The organism is Micromonospora sp. AKA38, from assembly GCF_027925725.1.
Classification (GTDB): Bacteria; Actinomycetota; Actinomycetes; order Mycobacteriales; family Micromonosporaceae; genus Micromonospora.
In genome coordinates, this window is the sequence record NZ_BNEI01000003.1 from 189,774 (window position 1) to 206,085 (window position 16,312).

15 protein-coding genes are annotated in these 16,312 nt (G+C 74.0%); all 15 read right to left on the reverse strand.

The genetic code is table 11. The features are described 5' to 3' along the window. Positions 1–101: 101 nt before the first annotated feature. Positions 102–1,607 carry a potassium/proton antiporter gene (locus TPA0908_RS09265; protein WP_281936579.1) on the reverse strand — a complete coding sequence of 502 codons (1,506 nt, stop codon included), beginning with the start codon at positions 1,605–1,607 and terminating at the stop codon, positions 102–104. Positions 1,608–1,629: 22 nt separating this feature from the next. Then, positions 1,630–1,938, reverse strand: coding sequence for a DUF167 domain-containing protein (locus tag TPA0908_RS09270; protein ID WP_281936580.1), 309 nt, complete (start codon positions 1,936–1,938; stop codon positions 1,630–1,632). Positions 1,939–1,940: 2 nt separating this feature from the next. Next, entirely contained in the window at positions 1,941–2,783 is an 843-nt protein-coding gene (locus tag TPA0908_RS31855; RefSeq protein ID WP_458575192.1) for a hypothetical protein, read from the reverse strand. A gap of 73 nt (positions 2,784–2,856) precedes the next feature. Further along, positions 2,857–3,663: a DivIVA domain-containing protein gene (locus TPA0908_RS09280; RefSeq protein WP_107157600.1), complete on the reverse strand. Its 807-nt coding sequence runs from the start codon at positions 3,661–3,663 to the stop codon at positions 2,857–2,859. Between the two features lie 41 nt (positions 3,664–3,704). Continuing rightward, complete coding sequence (locus TPA0908_RS09285; protein WP_091059628.1) at positions 3,705–4,010, reverse strand: YggT family protein; 306 nt, start codon at positions 4,008–4,010, stop codon at positions 3,705–3,707. Positions 4,011–4,038: 28 nt separating this feature from the next. Further along, complete coding sequence (locus TPA0908_RS09290) at positions 4,039–4,749, reverse strand: cell division protein SepF (protein ID WP_281936582.1); 711 nt, start codon at positions 4,747–4,749, stop codon at positions 4,039–4,041. 195 nt (positions 4,750–4,944) lie between these two features. Then, positions 4,945–5,691, reverse strand: a complete 747-nt coding sequence (locus TPA0908_RS09295) for a YggS family pyridoxal phosphate-dependent enzyme (protein ID WP_281936584.1) — start codon at positions 5,689–5,691, stop codon at positions 4,945–4,947. Positions 5,692–5,700: 9 nt separating this feature from the next. Next, positions 5,701–6,816 (reverse strand): cell division protein FtsZ, encoded by a 1,116-nt coding sequence (ftsZ, locus tag TPA0908_RS09300; protein ID WP_107157603.1) that lies wholly within the window; start codon positions 6,814–6,816, stop codon positions 5,701–5,703. 216 nt (positions 6,817–7,032) lie between these two features. Continuing rightward, positions 7,033–7,851, reverse strand: coding sequence for a cell division protein FtsQ/DivIB (locus TPA0908_RS09305; RefSeq protein ID WP_281936586.1), 819 nt, complete (start codon positions 7,849–7,851; stop codon positions 7,033–7,035). Continuing rightward, positions 7,848–9,329, reverse strand: coding sequence for a UDP-N-acetylmuramate--L-alanine ligase (gene murC, locus TPA0908_RS09310; protein WP_281936587.1), 1,482 nt, complete (start codon positions 9,327–9,329; stop codon positions 7,848–7,850). The genes TPA0908_RS09305 and murC overlap by 4 nt, the downstream gene beginning before the upstream one ends. An 85-nt stretch (positions 9,330–9,414) precedes the next feature. Beyond that, positions 9,415–10,521 (reverse strand): undecaprenyldiphospho-muramoylpentapeptide beta-N-acetylglucosaminyltransferase, encoded by a 1,107-nt coding sequence (gene murG, locus TPA0908_RS09315; RefSeq protein ID WP_281936589.1) that lies wholly within the window; start codon positions 10,519–10,521, stop codon positions 9,415–9,417. Then, positions 10,521–11,936 carry an FtsW/RodA/SpoVE family cell cycle protein gene (locus TPA0908_RS09320; protein WP_281938498.1) on the reverse strand — a complete coding sequence of 472 codons (1,416 nt, stop codon included), beginning with the start codon at positions 11,934–11,936 and terminating at the stop codon, positions 10,521–10,523. The genes murG and TPA0908_RS09320 overlap by 1 nt, the downstream gene beginning before the upstream one ends. 236 nt (positions 11,937–12,172) lie before the next feature. Further along, entirely contained in the window at positions 12,173–13,300 is a 1,128-nt protein-coding gene (mraY, locus tag TPA0908_RS09325) for a phospho-N-acetylmuramoyl-pentapeptide-transferase (protein ID WP_107157607.1), read from the reverse strand. Next, a complete protein-coding gene (locus TPA0908_RS09330) occupies positions 13,297–14,706 on the reverse strand; it encodes a UDP-N-acetylmuramoyl-tripeptide--D-alanyl-D-alanine ligase (protein ID WP_281936591.1) in 1,410 nt (469 codons plus the stop codon). Before TPA0908_RS09330 ends, mraY begins: the two co-directional genes overlap by 4 nt. Further along, positions 14,703–16,265 (reverse strand): UDP-N-acetylmuramoyl-L-alanyl-D-glutamate--2,6-diaminopimelate ligase, encoded by a 1,563-nt coding sequence (locus TPA0908_RS09335; protein WP_281936593.1) that lies wholly within the window; start codon positions 16,263–16,265, stop codon positions 14,703–14,705. Before TPA0908_RS09335 ends, TPA0908_RS09330 begins: the two co-directional genes overlap by 4 nt. Positions 16,266–16,312 lie beyond the last annotated feature (47 nt).

The following is a 16,312-nucleotide window of genomic DNA, read 5'->3' on the forward strand; positions in this document are numbered from 1 at the left end:
CAAGAATACGGAACGTACAGGCGTCCGACAACGTGCCGCACCGTCGCTCCGGGTTTCCGCCCCGAAGTGCCAACTATCGGGGCAAAAGGAACGCTAGCAGATCAGCCGGTCCGGTCCTCGCCGTACTCCCCAAACCACCGGGCCAGGCGACCGCGACGACTGACCGCCCGCAGCCGCCGCTCCGCGGCGTCCCGCACCCCCGCGGTGGCCACGATGAGCAGGCTGTCCCCCACCTTCAGCCGGGTGTCCGGGCCGGGCACGAACCCGACCCCGTCACGCAGCACCAGCGTGACCGCCGCGCCCACCGGCAGCCGCAGCTCGTCCACGTGCACCCCGCCCAGCCGGGAGCCGGGCGGCACCTCCAGCTGGAGCAGGTCGGCCCGCATCCGCTCCAGCGGCGCGGTCTCCAGCAGGATCTCGCTCGCCTCCGCCGGCGCGGTCACGCCCAACCGGCGGGCGGCCGGAGCGAGCGTGCCGGCCTGGAGCAGCGTGAAGATCACCACCAGCACGAAGACCGCGTCGAAGAGCCGGTCCGCGCCCGGCACCCGCAGCGAGAGCGGGATGGTGGCCAGCACGATCGGCACCGCGCCGCGCAGCCCGGCCCAGGAGAGGAAGATCTGCTCGCGCCGGGAGACCCGGAACGGCAGCGCGGAGACCGCCACCGACAGCGGCCGGGCGAACAACAGCAGGGCCAGTCCGGTGATCACGGCCGGCAGCACCGCCGCGTCCAGCCGGGTCGGCGAGACCAGCAGCCCGAGCAGCACGAACAGGCCGATCTGGGCCAGCCAGGCCAGCCCGTCGGCGAACCCGAGGATGGCCTGCCGGTGCGGCAGGTTCGAATTGCCGAGCAGCACCCCGGCCACGTAGACGGCGAGGAAGCCCGAGGCGTGCAGCACCGAACCGGCCGCGTACGCCAGCACGGTGAAGCCCACCACCGCGATCGGGTAGAGGCCGGCCGAGGGCAGCGCGGCGCGACGCAGCGCGTACCGCCCGGCCAGGCCCGCGCCCACGCCGACCGCCGCGCCGGCACCCAACTCGTACCCGAGCAGCAGCGCCTCGTACCACCAGGGGTGGGCCGCCGCCACGCCGGCCCGGGACAGCAGCAGCACCAGCAGGACCACCGGGGCGTCGTTCATCCCGGACTCGGCCTCCAGCGTGGCCACCAGCCGGGGCGGCAGGCGCAGCCGGCGCAGCGTGGCGAAGACCGCCGCGGCGTCGGTGGAGGAGAGCACCGCGCCGTAGAGCAGGGCCAGCCGCCAGTCCAGGCCGAGCAACAGGTGCACCACCACGCCGACGACCACGATGCTGACCACCACGCCGACCGTGGAGAGCACGGCCGCCAGGCCGAGCACCGGCCGCAGCGTGCTCCACCGGGCGCTCAGGCCACCCTCGGCGATGATCACGATGAGCGCGCAGAAGCCCAGCACCCGGGTCAACTCGACGTCGTCGAAGCGGATGCCCAGGCCGGCCTCGCCGATGAGCACGCCGAGCGCCAGGTAGACCAGGAGGCTGGGCACGCCGAGCCGGGTGGAGAAGCGCACCGCGCCCACCGCGACCAGCAGCACGGCGGCGCCCACCAGCAGCGCGAGGTTCAGCCCCGGCGTCATCGCGTACCGGCCCGCCGGACCCTCATTCCGCGCTGCCGTCGCGCAGCCGACGCAGCACCTCGGGCAGGCGGTCGGCCGGGCGCTCGACCAGGAAGAGCTTGTCCCGGCTGGCGGCGCCGGACCGCAGCGACACCACCGCCGGCCGGACGCCGAGCGCGTCGGCCAGCGCGCGCCGGGCCGCCTCGGTGGCCCGGCCGTCCACCGCCGGCGCGTGCACGGCGACGACCAGGGCCGGGCCGTACGGCCCGTCGAACCGGCCGCCCACCCGGGCCCGGGCCGCGCCGGGCTTCACGCGCACCGCGACGGTGAGCGGGGTGTCCGCGGTCGTCATGGTCAGCGTGGCCGGGCGTCGGTGAGCAGCGTGGTGGCGGCGGCGCAGTACGCGCACGGCGTGAAGCCGAGCCCGACCGCCTCGGCGACCGGCAGCGACTCGGCCGGCCGGCCCACCAGGTGGGGACAGTCGGCCAGGTGGAAGCGGGGATGGCCGTCGACCACCTGAACCTCGTCGGGCAGTCGCACCAGCCGGGCGATCTCCCCGGCGGAGAGGAACTCGGCCGACGGATCGCCGGCGAGCGGCCCGCCCGGGGCGGGCGAGGTGGGCGTCGGCTCGGCCGACGGCGGCGCGACCTCCGACTCGACCGGCGAGTAGGCCACGAACGGCGCGGCATCCGGCCCCGTCGGCGACGAGTGGGCGCCGGACGACGGGACGTCCAGCCCCATCGGCGAGGAATAGTCGCCGGTCGACGGGGCATCCGGCCCGTCCGACGGTGGAAACCCACGGGCGTCCGACTCGTCCGGCGGCGGGTAGACCCCGCTTGACGGCTCGTCCGGCGGCGAGTAGGCGCGGGCGGGCGGCGCGTAGGGCTCGGCCGCCGGCGGCCCGGGCGGTTGCCGCCACCCGGGTCCACCGGCACCGACCGTGGACGTGTGATGCGGGACCGGGCTCACCGGCTCGTCCGGGGACGGGCCGGCGGGAACGGTCCGGGAACGCGGGCCGGCGTCCCGGCCCGCCGCGGCCCGGGCCGCGGCCGCCTGGCGGGCGAACACGACGAAGGCGACGGCGGACAGCAGGCTGGCCGCGATCGAGACGATCAGCAGCGAGCTGGACCCACCGGCCAGCCCGACCACCAGCAGCACGACCGCGACGAGGATGAGCAGGACGCTGGCGGCTATCACGGCTCACCCCCGGCCGCGTCGTGTCGGACTGGTGCCATCGGTGGCCGCCACGGGGACGGCCACCGACGTGGGATCAGCGGCCGGACTCGAGCGAGCCGGCGCCGCGGCCCCCGCCGAAGGAGCCGGCGAGGCCGGCGGTGGCGAGGCCGTTGCTGCCGCCGACGGCACGGGTGCCCTCGCGGTTCATCTCGACCTCGATGCCCTGGCCACGACCGTCGAGGTCCCGCAGCTGGCTCTCCAGGTACGCCTTGAGGCGCGTGCGGTACTCACGCTCGAACTGCTTGAGCTCCTCGATGTGCTTCGACAGCGCGGTGCGCTTGGCGTCCAGGCCGCCCATGGCCTCCTGGTGCCGCTGGCGGGCGTCCCGCTCCAGGGCGTCGGCCTTGGCCCGCGCCTCGCGGGTGACCTCCTCGGCCTTGGACCGGGCCTCGGAGAGCAGGCTGTCGGCCTCGCGCCGGGCGTCGGAGACGTGGTCGTCGGCGGTGCGCTGGGCCATCATCAGCACCCGCAGCGCCTGCTGCTCGCCGTCCCCGGTCACGCCCACCGGGCTGCCCTGGGTGCGGACCTGCTCCAGCTCGGCCTGCATCGCGCGGGCCGCCTGCTCGGCGGCCGCCTTGTCGCGCTGCACGCGGTCGAGCTGGGCCTTGACGTCGTTGAGCTCCGCCGCGAGCCGGGCGTCGCCGCCGGGGCCGGCGGGTGCGCCACCCCGACCGCCGCGCTCCACCTGGGCGCGCAGCTCGTTGTTCTCCTCGATCAGACGGGCCAGCTCACGCTCGACCTCGTCCAGGAAGGCGTCGACCTCCTCCTCGTCGTACCCCCGCTTGCCGATCGGCGGCTTTTTGAAGGCGACGTTGTGGACGTCGGCCGGGGTCAGCGGCATCGAAACTCCTCGGGTCAGTTGCGGCCGCGAAAGCGCTCTGGTCAGGCGAACGCCACGATCAGGCGCTGTAACACGAACTCCATCAGCACGAACAGGATAACCAGGAGCACAAGGGAGGCCAGGTCGATGCTCACGGTACCAATTCGCAGTGGTGGGATCACACGCCTCAACGCTCGCAGGGGCGGATCAGTGACGCTCCACACGACTTCCAGTCCCGCCGATGCCCCCCGGCCGGGTTGCCAGCGACGGCCGTAGGCGAGCACGGCCCCGAGGACAAATCGAGCCAACAGGACAAGCAGGAAGAAATACAGCAGCAGGTAGAGCACCTGGAACAGGATCGACAACACAGCAGGCGACGTCCCTCGGTCGTGCGGGCTAGCTCAGGCTGAAAAAGCCGCCCTCAGCGATCTTGGCCTTGTCCTCCGCGGTGACCTGGACATTGGCCGGTGAGAGCAGGAACACCCGGTTGGTCACGCGCTCGATCGTACCGCGCAGGCCGAACGCGAGCCCGGCGGCGAAGTCGACCAGTCGGCGGGCGTCCGCCTCGTCCATCTCGGTGAGGTTGATGATCACGGGAACGCCGTCCCGGAAGTGCTCGCCGATGGTCCGCGCCTCGCGGTAGGTCGTCGGGTGCAGCGTGGTGATCTGGTAGCGCTGCTCGTCCTCCGGGACCACCGTCCGCTCGCGCGGCGGGGCCTGCGGCGCCAGGGCCAGATTGTCCCGGGTGTGGTACGACAACGCGCCGGAACCCTCGCCGGCGGAGGAACGGGTGATGGAGCGGACACTGCTGGACCGCTCGGCCCGCTCCGGACGCTCCGGGCGCTCGACCTCGGAGCGGTCGGCGTCGACCGCGCGGCTGGTGGCGCGCTCGGTCAACCGGCCTCGCTCACCGGCCCGGGTCCGGGGTGCCGGCGGCTCCTCCGACTCCTCGTCGTCCTCGTCGGCGAACTCCTCGGCGTACCGGCTCGACCGGTAGCGCGACGAGTCACGGTAGCCACCCTTGTCGTAGCCACCGTCCTCGTACGCCCGCTCGTCGTCCTCCTCGACGAGACCGAGCCAGACCCCCGCCTTGCGCAGTGCACCCATCCCCGCGCCCTTCCGTCCGCCATGCGGCACGCGCCCCCGTGCCGTGTCGCTTGATCACGAGTGGACGATCATGCCCACCGGACCGGACCGGCAATCCCCTGACGTGCGGTTCGCGGCCCGCCCGCCACGGCCCCCGGGCTTCGGGAGACGCCGTCCTGAACAACACTGATGTAATTTGCTTCCGTCCGGGCCAGGCTACCCCAGCGTGGGGCGCATTCCGAGCAACGCGCTGCCGACGCGGACATGTGTCGCGCCGTGGCCGATCGCGCTCTCCAGGTCGCCGCTCATCCCCGCCGACAGCACCGTCGCGCCCGGATGGTCGGCGCGCAGCCGCGCCGCCACCTCGGCCAGCCGGGCGAACGCGCGGTCCGGCTCCCAGCCCAGCGGGGCCACCGCCATCAGGCCGGCCAGCCGCAGCCCACCCGCCCCGGCCACCGCGGCGGCCACCGGGTCGAGGCCCCGCTCCGGGTCGGCCACGCCCGGCAGCGCGCCGCCCCGGGCCGGGTCACCGTCCACGCTCACCTGCACCAACACATCCAGCGGGCGGTCCCGGGCACCGGTCGCGGCGGCGTCCAGGGCGGCCGCCAGCCGCACGCTGTCCACCGACTGGACCACGTCGGCGTACCGGACCACCGAGCGGGCCTTGTTGCGCTGCAACTGCCCGATGAAGTGCCAGCGCGGCACCGCCCCGGCACCGGCCACCGCCGCCGCCTTTCCGGCCGCCTCCTGGTCCCGGTTCTCCCCCACGTCCGTCACGCCGAGCCCGGCCAACGCGACCACGTCGGCGGCCGGGTACGTCTTGGTCACCGCGACCAGGGTGACCTCGTCGGCGTGGCGGCCGGCCGCCACGCAGGCGTCGGCGATCCGGGCCCGGACCCGGGCCAGCCCGGCCGCGAGTTCGGCGCGACGCTCGGGTCGCACCGCGGTGGATGAATCCGTCATCGGCGGGGTTCAGGACCCGTTCTTGAGGAAGTCGGGCACGTCGACGTCGTCGAAGAGCACCCGGCGGGACGGCTGCTGCGGCGCCGGCATGGTGGCCGGCGGGTTCGCCGGCGCGTTCGGCTGGGTGGGCGGGTTCTGGTTGCTCTTGCGCGGCGGGTCGACCGCCTTGTAGGCCGGGGTGCCACCGTCGAAGCCGGCCGCGATCACGGTCACCCGCACCTCGTCGCCGAGCGCGTCGTCGATCACCGCGCCGAAGATGATGTTGGCGTCCGGGTGGGCCGCGTCGGTGACCAGCTGCGCCGCGTCGTTGATCTCGAACAGGCCGAGGTCCGAGCCGCCGGCGATGGAGAGCAGCACGCCCCGCGCGCCGTCCATGCTCTGCTCCAGCAGCGGGCTGGAGATGGCCGCCTCGGCCGCCTCGACCGCGCGGTTCTCGCCCCGCGCGCTGCCGATGCCCATGAGCGCGCTGCCCGCGCCGCTCATCACGCTCTTCACGTCGGCGAAGTCGAGGTTGATCAGGCCCGGCGTGGTGATCAGGTCGGTGATGCCCTGGACACCGGAGAGGAGGACCTGGTCCGCGGTGCGGAACGCGTCCATCATGGAGATGTTGCGGTCGCCGAGCGCGAGCAGCCGGTCGTTCGGGATCACGATGAGCGTGTCGCACTGGTTGCGCAGCTCCTCGATGCCCGCCTCGGCCTGCACCTGGCGGCGCTTGCCCTCGAACGAGAACGGCCGGGTGACCACACCGATGGTGAGCGCGCCGAGCTTGCGGGCGATGTTCGCCACCACCGGCGCGCCGCCGGTGCCGGTGCCGCCACCCTCGCCGCAGGTGACGAACACCATGTCGGCGCCCTTGAGCACCTCTTCGATCTCGTCGCGGTGGTCCTCGGCGGCGTTCTTGCCGACGTCCGGGTTGGCGCCGGCGCCCAGCCCCCGGGTCAGTTCCCGGCCGACGTCGAGCTTGACGTCGGCGTCGCTCATCAGCAACGCCTGCGCGTCGGTGTTGATCGCGATGAACTCGACGCCCTTGAGCCCAACCTCGATCATCCGGTTGACGGCGTTCACGCCGCCGCCCCCGATGCCGACGACCTTGATGACCGCCAGGTAGTTGTGCGGAGGTGTCATCTCCGGTCCTTTCCCTTCGAGATTGGCATGGGCCGACCCCACACGGCTTGGCCGGACCAGAGGAGAACCCTCACCCTCTACTAGAGGCTTAGAGTTATGTCAACCACTGATCTCTTCGGGGCAACGTATGCGCCGCCGCGCCAGGAGCCAAGGACCCTTTCCGGCGTGTCGCCGACCGAGCGACCGGTCACACAGGCCCGTTCGCTGAGTGACCGGTCACTGGAACGTGACCACGTCCGGCGCGCTGACGTCGATCCGGTCCGCCCGGCGCGGCAACAACGCGGTCGCCACCGCCGACTTGTCCGCGCTGCGCGCGGCGTCCCCCCAGAAGACCTGCCGGTCGTCGCGCAGCAGCAACGTGATCCGGGCCAGCCCGGCCACGTCCACCGTGACCAGCTCCGCGCGCAGCTTCTCCCCGAGCGCGGCGAGCACCGCCAACCCGGCCCGGGTGCCCGGATCGTCCGGCCCCGGCCGGGCCACCCGGACCAGCGGCAACCCGGCCGGGGCCTGGTCCAGGCGCTGGAATACCACGCCGGCGGCGTCCACCACGGCGAAGCGCCCGCCCTGCGGCACCGCGGCCACCGGCACCCGCTCCTCGACCCGGATCACCAGCGTCGCCGGCCAGTCCCGCTCCACCGTGGCCCGGGCCACCGGCGGCAACGTGCCCACCCGGCGGGCCGTCGCGGCCAGGTCCACCCGGGCCAACGGCGCGTCGTCCGGAACCGCCGCGGCGTCCCGGATCTCCACCGCCGTGACCAGCCGCGCGCCGACCACCCGCACCTCACGGACGCCGAACAGCCCGGTGCCGAGCACCGTCCAGGCGACAAGCGCGGCCAACGCGGTCACCGCCGCGGCCAACGCCCACGGCAACGCGGCGCGCATCCGCCGCTGCCGGGCCCGGGCCATGAACCGACGGGTGGACGGCGGCACGGCGTCCGCCCCGGCCCGGACCAGCTGCCAGCGCCGGACCGGGCTGCGCCGCCCCGCGCCACCGTCCTGGCCGGGCGTGCGGCCCCGGGCCGGGCCGGGACTCATCCGGCGGTGGCCGCCGCGCCGTCCGGACCGACGCCGGCGCGGAGCGCCGTGGCGCCGCCGGTGCGGGCCAGCAGGGCGTCCAGCAACTGGTCACCCATCAGCGAGATCGGCGGCGCGCCCATGGTCACCACCACGTCGCCGGTCCGGGCCCGGCGGGCCACCTCGGCCGGCACGTCGTCCCACGCCTCGACGAAGACCTTCCGGTCCGCCGGCAGCGGCACCGCCTCGATCAGCGCGACCGACCCCTCACCGGGCTGGCGCGGCTCGCCGGGACCGAAGACCTCCAGCAGCACCAACTCGTCGGCGATGCCGAGCGCGGCGGCGATCTCCGCCTGGAGGTCGCGGGTGCGGTACAGCCGGTAGGGCTGGAAGACCACGATCAGCCGGCCGTCGCCGGCCACCTCGCGCAGCGTCTGCAAGGCCAGCGTCATCGAGGTGGGGTGGTAGGCGTACTCGTCGTAGACCAGCACGCCGTCCGCCACGCCCTTGCGCTCGAACCGCCGCCGCACGCCGGGGAACGCGCCGAGCGCGGCCTCCGCCGCCGCCACCGGCAGCTCCAGCAGGTACGCGGCGAGCACCGCGGCGGCGCTGTTGAGCGCCATGTGCCGGCCCGGCATCGGCAGCCGGATCTCGCCCAGCGACCGGCCCTCGACCTCGGCCAGGTAGCGCACGCCCTGCGCCGAGGAGACCACGTCGCTCATCCGCAGGTCGGCGTCGGCGGACTCGCCGTACGTCCACACCCGACGACCCTCCGCCCGGAGCGTCTCGGCCAGCCGCCGGCCACCGGCGTCGTCGGCGCAGGTGACGACGAAGCCGTCCGGGTCGGTGAGCCGGGCGAACTCGGCGAACGCCGCCTCCAGCGTGGCCAGGTCGCCGTACGTGTTGAGGTGGTCCGCCTCGACGTTCGTGATGATCGACACGTACGGGCGGTAGATGAGGAAGGAGCGGTCGCTCTCGTCCGCCTCGACCACGAAGTGCTCGCCGGTGCCGTGGTGCGCGCCGGAGCCGACCTCGGAGATCTCCCCGCCGATGACGAAGGACGGATCGGTGCCGGCCTGCTGGAGCACCATGGTCACCATCGACGTGGTGGACGTCTTGCCGTGCGTGCCGGCCACCGCCACCGTGCGCCGACCGGTCATCGCCGCCGCCAGCGCCTCGGAGCGGTGCAGCACCCGCAGGCCCCGCCGACGCGCCTCGACCAGCTCCAGATGGTCCTGCGGGATGGCCGAGGAGTAGACGACGGTGTCCACCCCGTCCAGGTTGGCCGCCTCGTGGGTGGAGTGGATCGTCCCGCCCAGCGCGCGCAGGCCGGCCAGCGACGGCCACTCCCGCAGCTCGCTGCCGGAGACCGGCAGGCCACGGGTGAGGAAGAGCCGGGCCAGCCCGGCCATCCCGACCCCGCCCACCCCGATCAGGTGGATGCGGCCCAGGTCCTCCGCGGTCATCGTGCCGGCGGGCGTGAACTGCGCGGTGTTCATGAGGGGTACCTTCCCGTCGCGGCGACGCCCATTACGGAGCCACCGTTGTTCGCGACTGCGGGGCTCGCAAGCTCACTCCTCGCGCTCACCGGCTCACCGCCTCGTAGACGAAGTTCAGCAGCGCCACGTCGCCGTCGCGGCGACCGTAGCCGGCCGCGGCGTGGCTCATCGCGTGGAGGCGTCGCGGGTCCCGGATCAGCGGGATCACCGTGCGCTCCACCCAGGCCGGGGTCACCTCGGCGTCGTCGACGAGCAGCCCACCGCCGGCCTCCACCACGGGCAGCGCGTTGCGCTTCTGCTCCTGGTTGCTGTGCGGGTAGGGCACGTACACCGTGGGCAGGCCGATCGCGGCCACCTCGGCGCAGGTCATCGCGCCGCCCCGGCCCAGCATCAGGTCGGCCGCCGCGTAGCCCAGCTCCATCTCGGACAGGTACGGCAGCGTCACGTACGGCACCGGTAGGTCGCTGGGGACGGAGACCGGCTCGTTGCGGGCGCCGATCACGTGCAGCACCTGCACGCCGTTGCGGGCCAGCTCCTTCGCCGCGCCGGAGACGGCCAGGTTGATCGAGCGGGCGCCCTGCGAGCCGCCGGCCACGAAGAGCACCGGCAGGTCGGGACGGAGCCCGAAGTGCGCGCGGGCCGCGTCCCGCAGCGCCGCCCGGTCCAGCCCGGCGATGCCCCGGCGCAGCGGCACCCCGACCACCCGCGCGTCGCGCAGCGCCTCGGACTGGGCCGGCTGGTGCGGGAAGCCCACCGCGACGTGCTTGGTGAACTTCATGCCCATCCGGTTCGCCACGCCCGGCGGCACGTTCACCTCGTGGATGACGATCGGCAGGTCGCGCCGCCACGCAGCCAGGTAACCGGGGACCGAGACGTACCCGCCGAAGCCGACCACCGCGTCGGCCCGCACCTCGTCGATCACCTTGCCCGCGGCGCGGGCCGCCTTCCACATCCGGTCCGGGGTGCGCACCAGGCTCATGTTGACCGAGCGGGGCAGCTGGTAGGCCGGGATCTGCCGCAGGTCGTAGCCGGCCGGCGGGATCAGCTCGTTCTCCAGCCCCTTCGGGGTGCCCAGGCAGGTGATCCGGACGCTCGGGTCGTGTCGGCGCAGGCAGTCGGCGAAGGCGAGCAGCGGGTAGATGTGCCCACCCGTGCCCCCTCCGCAGAGCACCACCGAACGCAGCGGACCCATCAGCGTCTCCTCTCGTTCGCCGCGCCGGCGCGCGCCCGGTCGGACCGGGCGCCGCGGGTCGCGGCCTGATCGTCCTGCCGACGCTGTCGGGACCGGGGCACGGGCCCTCGGTCCGCCGGAGGCGGCGCCGGTCGGCGACGCCGGCCGGGAAGCGGCGGCAACGGGGCCCACACTAGTCGGACCCATCGGGCCGGCGGACGGGCGTTCAGGGCCCGGGCCGCGTCCGGCTCGGCGCGGGCGAAGGAGGCGAGCATGCCGATCGCGGCCAGCGTCACCACCAGCGCGCTGCCGCCGTCGGAGATGAACGGCAGCGGCACGCCGGTCAGCGGCAGCAGCCCGGTGACGCCGCCGATGTTGATGACGGCCTGACCGACCAGCCAGGCGGTCACGCCGGCCGCGGCGAGCCGGCGGAACGGGTCCTCCACCCGGCGGGCGATGCGCATGCCGGTGTACGCCAGCACGGCGAAGAGCACCAGGATCACGGTGCAGCCCACCACGCCCAGCTCCTCGGCGACGATGGCGAAGATGAAGTCGTTGTGCGCCTCGGGCAGCCAGTCCCACTTGAAGACGCTCTGGCCCAGGCCGACGCCGAACCAGCCGCCGTTGCCGATCGCGTACCGGGCCATGATGGGCTGGTAGCAGTTCTCCAGCTTCAGCTCGATGCAGGTCTGCGGATCGGGCGGGTCGAGCCACATGGTGAGCCGGCCCAGCCGGTAGTTGTCGGCGTCCCGGGAACCGGAGCCGGCGCCGAGCGAGGCGGCGGCGACCAGCAGGCCGATGCCGGCCAGGCCGATCGCGGAGAGCGCGGCGAAGACCCGGGTCCGGACGCCGGCCGCCCAGAGCAGGCCCACCACGAGCGCCAGCAGGCAGAGCATGCTGCCCAGGTCGTTGTAGCCGACCAGCACGAAGATCAGGCCGACCACCGGGAACAGCGGCGTGGCCAGCTCCCGCCACCAGCCCAGCGCGGCCCCCTTGCGGGCCAGCACGTGCGCCGCCCACAACACCAGCGCGAACTTGGCCACCTCGGCCGGCTGGAGCGAGATCGGGCCGAGGGAGAGCGAGAGGAGTTCGCCCTTCAACGGCCCGATGGACGCCACCCCGAACAGTGATTCCAGCGCGACCAGCAGGTTCAGCAGGAGCAGCAGCGCCACCGCCACGCCGAGCGCGGGGCGGCTCACCGCCCGGAACGTGCGCGCGGGCAGCCGCTGGCAGGCCCAGAACGCGCCGACGCCGATCACCGCGAACACGGTCTGCTTGGTCAGCGAGGCGGCGGCGTCACCGCCCTCGGCGTAGTCCCGCACGCTGGTCGCGGAGAAGACCATGGTGAGGCCGATCAGCAGCAGCAGGCCGGCGCTGGAGAGCAGCAGGTAGTAGGAGGCCAGCGGACGGGCCAGCAGGCCGCGCAGCGCGGCCAGGCCGCCCGCCGGGTCCCAGCGCGCGCCGGCCGGCGGATCGCCCGGCGGCGTAGCCGCGGGCGCGCGGCGGGCCGGCGGTTCGGTGCTGACCTGGATGTCTCGTCCCTCCCCCACCCGCTCATCATGGCGGCTCGACCCGCCCGCCCGTGGCGCAACCCCACGGTCGGCGTGTCGGATCTGAAGGAGGGGCCCCCTTTTAACAGACGTCTGTTAAAAGGGGGCCCCTCCTTACACCGCTAGCTCACCGCGGCGAGGAACTCGCTGTAGAACAGGCCCAGCGCGATGGCCACACCGATGCCGGCGATGATCCAGAACCGGACCACGATGTTGACCTCGCTCCAGCCGGCCAGCTCGAAGTGGTGCTGGAGCGGCGACATCCGGAACACCCGCTTGCCGGTGGTCCGGAACGAGATGATCTGGATGACCACGGACATCGTGATGATCACGAACAGGCCGCCCAGGATCGGCAGCAGCAGGATCGTCCGGGTGGACATCGCCATGCCGGCGATCAGGCCGCCCAGCCCCAGCGCGCCGGTGTCCCCCATGAAGATCCGGGCCGGCGAGGTGTTCCACCAGAGGAAGCCGACGCAGGCCCCGGCCGCCGCGCCGGCGATCAGCGCGATCTCCAGCGGGTCACGCACCGTGTAGCAGTACGCCTCGGTGTAGTTCGGGTCCGCGCACCAGTGCCGGTACTGCCAGAACGCGATCAGCGCGTACGCGGCGAGCACCATCACCGAGGCGCCGGTGGCCAGGCCGTCCAGGCCGTCGGTGAGGTTGACGCCGTTGGTCGCCGCCATCACCACCATGATGATCACGATGACCGCGCCGATCTTGCCGATCTCCAGCGCCGGGATGTCCCGGATGAAACTCAGCGTGGTGCTGCCCACCGTCGCGGTGTTCGTCGCGTTGCCGCTGACGTCGGTCATGCTCGACGGGAAGTAGAGCGCCACCACGCCGAAGACCGCGCCGACCAGGATCTGCCCGGCCAGCTTGCCGCGCTTGTTCAGGCCGCCGCTGTGCCGCTTGCGGACCTTCAGGAAGTCGTCGACGAAGCCGACCGCGCCGGAGAACACCATCAGCCCCAGCAGCACCAGCGCCGTGATGGTCGGCTCGACCTGCGCGATCTGCGCGTCCGGCAGCGTGGTCAGGGCCAGGTGCCCGGCGACGTACGCGATGACGGTGGCCAGGATGAAGACCACGCCGCCCATCGTCGGCGTGCCCTTCTTGCCCTCGTTGCTGGCGAGCCCGAGGTTCGATCGGATCGGCTGGCCGGCCTTCAGCCGGGCGAACACCTTGATCGCGATCGGGGTGCAGAACAGCGAGATCAGGAACGCGACGCCGATGGCGACGATGACCGCCCTCATGCGGCGCCGCCCTCCGTCGCCGTCTCCCGGGCGTCCGCGCGCAGCGCGTCGGCCACGTCCCAGGTCCGGTACCGGGAGCCCTTCACCAGCACCACGTCCGACGGACGCAGCTCGCTCCGCAGCACCTCGACGGCCGCCGCCTGATCGGTGAGCAGCACCGACTCTCCTCCCCAGTTGCCTACCGCTGTCGCGCCCTCGTGGATCGGCGCCGCCGGCTCGCCCACCACGAGCAGCCGGTCGATTCCCAGCTCGGCCACGAGTCGGCCGACCTGCTGGTGTCCCTCCCGTTCGAAGTCGCCCAACTCGGCCATGTAGCCGAGCACCGCGACCGTACGCCCCGCGCCGCGCATGCTGGCCAGCGCGCGTAGCGCCACGCCGGTGGAGGCCGGGTTGGCGTTGTACGAGTCGTCGATCACGACCACGCCGTCGGGGCGTTCGAACACGTCCATCCGGCGGGTGGAGACCAGGCCCAGCTCGCCCAGCGCCGCCGCCAGCTCGGTCAGGGGCAGGCCCAGCTCGCGGGCGACCGCCGCGGCGGCGAGCGAGTTGGACACCTGGTGCCGGCCGGTCAGCCCGAGCCGCACCGGGGCGTTCCCCTCCGGCGTCACCAGCGTGTACGACGGCCGGCCCCGCCCGTCCAGCGTCACGTCCACCGCGCGCACGTCGGCCTGCGCCGACTCGCCGTACCGGACCACCCGGGCCGCGGTCCGGGCCGCCATCGCGTCGACCCGCGGGTCGTCGGCGTTCAGCACCGCCAGCCCGTCGGCGGGCAGCGCCTCGACCAGCTCCCCCTTGGCCAGCGCGATGGCGTCGACCGAACCGAACTCGCCCAGGTGCGCCACCCCGACGTTGAGCACCACCGAGATCCGCGGCGGCACCACGTCGCACAGGTAGCGGACGTGCCCGACGCCGCGGGCGCCCTTCTCCATCACCAGGTAGCGGGTCTCCGGCGTGGCCTGCAACGCCGTGTACGGGTGCCCCAGCTCGTTGTTGAACGAGCCGGGCGGCGCCACGGTCGGGCCGAGCCGGACCGCGAGCTGGGCGATCAGGTCCTTGGTGGTGGTCTTGCCGGACGAGCCGGTCAGCCCGATCACGGTCAGTGCGGGCAGCCGGTCGACCACCGCGCGGGCCAGCCGGCCCAGCGCGTCGAGCGCGTCGTCGACAAGCACCATCGGCACGCCCGGCAGCTCGCGGGAGCCGAGCACGGCGACCGCGCCGGCGTCCACCGCCCCGGCCGCGTAGTCGTGGCCGTCCACCCGCTCGCCGGGGAACGCCACGAAGAGCCCACCGGAGGTCACCTTGCGGGAGTCGAACTCCACCGTGCCGGTGACCCGGGCGTCCGGGTCGGCCCCGGCCAGCCGGCCACCGACCACGGCGGCCACCTCGGCCAGCGTCAGCGGGATCATCGGCCACCCACCAGGTCCCCGAAGCGGGCCCGCAGCGCCACCGCCAGCTCCACCCGGTCGTCGAACGGCAGCACCTCGCCGCCGATCTCCTGGCCGCGCTCCTGCCCCTTGCCCAGCACCGCCACCACGTCACCCGGTTCGGCCACCCGGACCGCCTCCTCGATCGCCGCCCGCCGGCCGGGCACCTCGATGACGCGGGCCGGGGTGGCCGCCGCGTACGCGCCGGCCAGCACCTCGGCCCGGATGGTGGCCGGGTCCTCGGTCCGCGGGTTGTCGTCGGTCACCAGCACCACGTCGGCGCCCCGGGCGGCCACCTCGCCCATCACCGGCCGCTTGCCCCGGTCCCGGTCGCCGCCGGCGCCGAGCACGCAGACCAGCCGCCCACCGGTGAGCCCGCGCAGCGCCGTCAGCACCGCCTCGATCGCGTTCGCCTTGTGCGCGTAGTCGACCACGCCGCGCACCGGGGCGTCACCGCTCACCAGTTCCAGCCGGCCGGGCACGCCGCCGCAGGCGGCCACGCCGCGCGCCGCGGTGTCCGGGTCGACGCCGGCCGCGACCAGCGTGGCGACGGCCAGCAGCGCGTTGGCCACGTTGTGCCGGCCCGGCAGCGCCACGCCGGTGGGCAGCGCCACCGCGTCCGGGCCGTGCAGCGTGAAGTGTTGCGCGTACCCCTCGCCGGAGACCTGGTCGGCCCACCAGGTCGCGCCCCGGTCGCCGGCCGCCGAGTAGGTCACCGTGCCGGGCTTGTGGAGCGGGCGCAGCGCCGGGTCGTCGTGGTTGAGCACCTCGACCCGGCAGCGCCCGTCGAAGAGCCGGGCCTTGGCGGCGAAGTAGTCCGCCTCGTCGGCGTGGAAGTCGAGATGGTCGGAGCCGAAGTTGGTGTAGCCGCCGACGTCGAACCGGACGCCGCCGACCCGGCCCATCACGAGCGCGTGGCTGGACACCTCCATCACCACGGCGTCCACGCCGCGCTCCCGCGCCACGGCGAGCATGGCGTGCAGGTCGGTGGCCTCCGGGGTGGTCCGGACGCTGTCCACCACCAGGTCGCCGAGGCGGGTCTCCACGGTGCCGATCAGGCCGGTGACGTGCCCGGCGGCGCGCAGCCCGGACTCGATCAGGTAGCTGGTGGAGGTCTTGCCGGCGGTGCCGGTCACGCCGATCACGGTCAGCCCGGCGGTCGGGTCGCCGTAGATGGTGGCGGCGACCGTGCCGAGCACCCCGCGGGCGTCGTCGACGACCAGCACGGGCAGGCCGGCGTCGGCGGCCAGCGGCACCCCGGCCGGCTCGGTAAGCACGGCCACCGCGCCGGCGGCGGCCGCGGCGGCGGTGAACTCCGCGCCGTGCCGGCGGGAGCCGGGCAGGGCGGCGTACAGGTCACCGGGGCGGACCTCGTGGCTGGCGTGGGTCACCCCGGTGACGGCCAACTCGGCGGCCCCCTCCGGCGTGGGAACGGCCAGTCGGTCGGCGAGGTCGCCGAGCCGGACGGGGAGCACGGTGGTGGGACGTGGATTGCCGGGCACGGCGTCAGACCCTACCCGGTCGTCCGGTTCCGACCGCACAGCCGCCCCGGTGGTTCGTCGCCACCCACCGATGATGTCGCGCCCGG

Coding starts and splice junctions, on each gene's coding strand:
- TPA0908_RS09265 (WP_281936579.1), bottom strand. CDS start 1,607: ATGACGCCGGGGCTGAACCTCGCGCTGCTGGTGGGCGCCGCCGTGCTG.
- TPA0908_RS09270 (WP_281936580.1), bottom strand. CDS start 1,938: ATGACGACCGCGGACACCCCGCTCACCGTCGCGGTGCGCGTGAAGCCC.
- TPA0908_RS09280 (WP_107157600.1), bottom strand. CDS start 3,663: ATGCCGCTGACCCCGGCCGACGTCCACAACGTCGCCTTCAAAAAGCCG.
- TPA0908_RS09290 (WP_281936582.1), bottom strand. CDS start 4,749: ATGGGTGCACTGCGCAAGGCGGGGGTCTGGCTCGGTCTCGTCGAGGAG.
- TPA0908_RS09295 (WP_281936584.1), bottom strand. CDS start 5,691: ATGACGGATTCATCCACCGCGGTGCGACCCGAGCGTCGCGCCGAACTC.
- ftsZ (WP_107157603.1), bottom strand. CDS start 6,816: ATGACACCTCCGCACAACTACCTGGCGGTCATCAAGGTCGTCGGCATC.
- TPA0908_RS09305 (WP_281936586.1), bottom strand. CDS start 7,851: ATGAGTCCCGGCCCGGCCCGGGGCCGCACGCCCGGCCAGGACGGTGGC.
- murC (WP_281936587.1), bottom strand. CDS start 9,329: ATGAACACCGCGCAGTTCACGCCCGCCGGCACGATGACCGCGGAGGAC.
- murG (WP_281936589.1), bottom strand. CDS start 10,521: ATGGGTCCGCTGCGTTCGGTGGTGCTCTGCGGAGGGGGCACGGGTGGG.
- mraY (WP_107157607.1), bottom strand. CDS start 13,300: ATGAGGGCGGTCATCGTCGCCATCGGCGTCGCGTTCCTGATCTCGCTG.
- TPA0908_RS09330 (WP_281936591.1), bottom strand. CDS start 14,706: ATGATCCCGCTGACGCTGGCCGAGGTGGCCGCCGTGGTCGGTGGCCGG.